2 protein-coding genes and 1 pseudogene are annotated in these 1874 nt (G+C 59.7%); all 3 read right to left on the minus strand.

Features of this window, described 5'->3' with window-relative positions:
* Nucleotides 1-441, minus strand: a pseudogene (locus sphst_RS14040) (general stress protein); the annotation flags it as partial.
* A gap of 31 nt (nucleotides 442-472) precedes the next feature.
* Nucleotides 473-1096 (minus strand): OmpA family protein, encoded by a 624-nt coding sequence (locus tag sphst_RS14045; protein WP_107045715.1) that lies wholly within the window; start codon nucleotides 1094-1096, stop codon nucleotides 473-475.
* Nucleotides 1096-1491, minus strand: coding sequence for a DUF2382 domain-containing protein (locus sphst_RS14050; protein ID WP_081877549.1), 396 nt, complete (start codon nucleotides 1489-1491; stop codon nucleotides 1096-1098). Before sphst_RS14050 ends, sphst_RS14045 begins: the two co-directional genes overlap by 1 nt.
* Between the last annotated feature and the right edge of the window lie 383 nt (nucleotides 1492-1874).

Consider the following 1874-nt stretch of genomic DNA (forward strand, 5'->3'; position numbering starts at 1 on the left):
GCCGGTTGCGGTCGCCGAAGCGGTGTCGGAACGATCCTTATCGGCATATCCAGCGCTCATCGCACCAACTGCCGGCGAGCCTGCCCAGCCGGACGAACGCCACTGCTGCGAGCGATCGTCGATATCGACCGTCTCTGCCTCTTCGAGAACACGCACCGCGTCATCGACATGGTCTTCATCGACGTCGACGGTCAGAAGCACACCGCCGCGGCGAACGCCTTCCTCGTACGTATGGCGATCCTCGTCGGGGAGGAACGCGTTCTTGATCGAACCCCACAGGCCCGGCTCTCCTTGCGTGGAGTGGCCGCTCTCGTTGTAGCCAGCGCTGGACTTGTCTTGGATGCGGATATGGTCGGCATCGATATTGGCAGCCTGCAGGCGCTGCTTGGCAGCTTCGGCATCGGCACGGTGATCGAACAGAGCGGTGATGGTACGAGTCATGATAGTCTCTCCTGGTAGGTTCGGTAAAAGATCAGCGCGACGTTACGACTAGCTCGGTGCGACGGTTTTCAGCTTGGCCTGAAGCGGTCGCGTTCGTGCCGACAGGATCGCTTTCGCCGCCCGAGACGGTCTCGATGCGATCAGCGGCAATGCCCTGAGCGACCAGGCCCGCTTTGACAGCGTCAGCCCGCGCCTTGCCCAGTGCTGCATTGGCGGCATCGGATCCACGGGCATCCGCGTAGCCGGCAATGCGTACGTGGGTGTCGCCGTACTGCTTTAGGACCGCGGCGATCGTGCCGACTTCCTTGGCATCGTCAGGGCGCAGCGTGCTCTTGGCAGTGTCGAAGGTCAGTTTCTCGAATTGGAAGGTTCGCGGTGCCGCCTCGGTACCAGCAAGGTAGCCGCCCAAACCGGACGTGCCCGCCAGAGCCGTTGCCGATCCAGCGTTCGGTGTCGTAGCAACAACATCGGTTGTGTTGGTTGAGGCCACCTTCGTGACCGCAGATGCATCATCGCGACCGCAGCGGCTGAGAGCGAAGAGCAAGACTAGAATGCCGGCGAGCAGCGCAATCCAAGCGAGCCAGTTGGTGCCCTTCTTCTTGCCGATATGCATTTCGCGCGGCGGGGCGCCGCGGGTGTCCTTCGGATCTGCCATTATTCGTTCCCTGTTGGTGATAGGTCTGCAGCGTCTTGTTCGACGACTGCGCGCATGCGGCGCAGCGACACCGGGACGCTGACAGCCTCGGCATGCGACGACTGCGTGATGTGGACTTCTTCGATGAGAAACAGGCGCTTTACGAGGCGCTCCTCCACGATCGACACAATCAGGGTGTTGCCATCCTGCCGGGGCGCGGGTGCCTCCGCTACTTCCTGATCAAGCGGGATATGGCGGACATCAAGTCGGCCAGTTTGCAGGACCTGCTCGACGGTTTCGGAATGCTCGTCGACGATGGTTCGGACACGGACGCGATCGGTCTCAACCTCGACCTTTTCGATCTGAACCCGTTCCTCGACTAGAGGAACGCGGACCTCGTCAGTATCGGAAATCATTACCCGTCCCTTCAAGCGCTCAAACAAATAGCACTATCAGGTTGGCAGAATGACCTGCCGACATAGCCTGATCGATACAGCTAAGTGCCTGCCGAAGCACTGCGTTCCGTGGACATTTCAATGAGGGTCGAATGAGGTTTAGAACGCGACAGAACGAGTATTACTGGGTCGGTGCACTCGCTACATTCTTCGAGGTACACGGAGCAAATTTGCCGCGTTCATCTTTGCAGCGGTGCGATGCTTTGCGAACCTTAGGGCAATTAATGATTTTACCGGACCTATCCCGGCAAGGTTTGGGGCTGGCTGGTGCTTGCCCTGCGCAAACCAACGACATACCGGCAGCAAGTGCGAGTGCGGTACGCTTGTTCATTACGATGTCTCCG

It is taken from the genome of Sphingomonas sp. STIS6.2, assembly GCF_000732685.2.
Lineage (GTDB): Bacteria > Pseudomonadota > Alphaproteobacteria > Sphingomonadales > Sphingomonadaceae > Sphingomonas > Sphingomonas aerolata.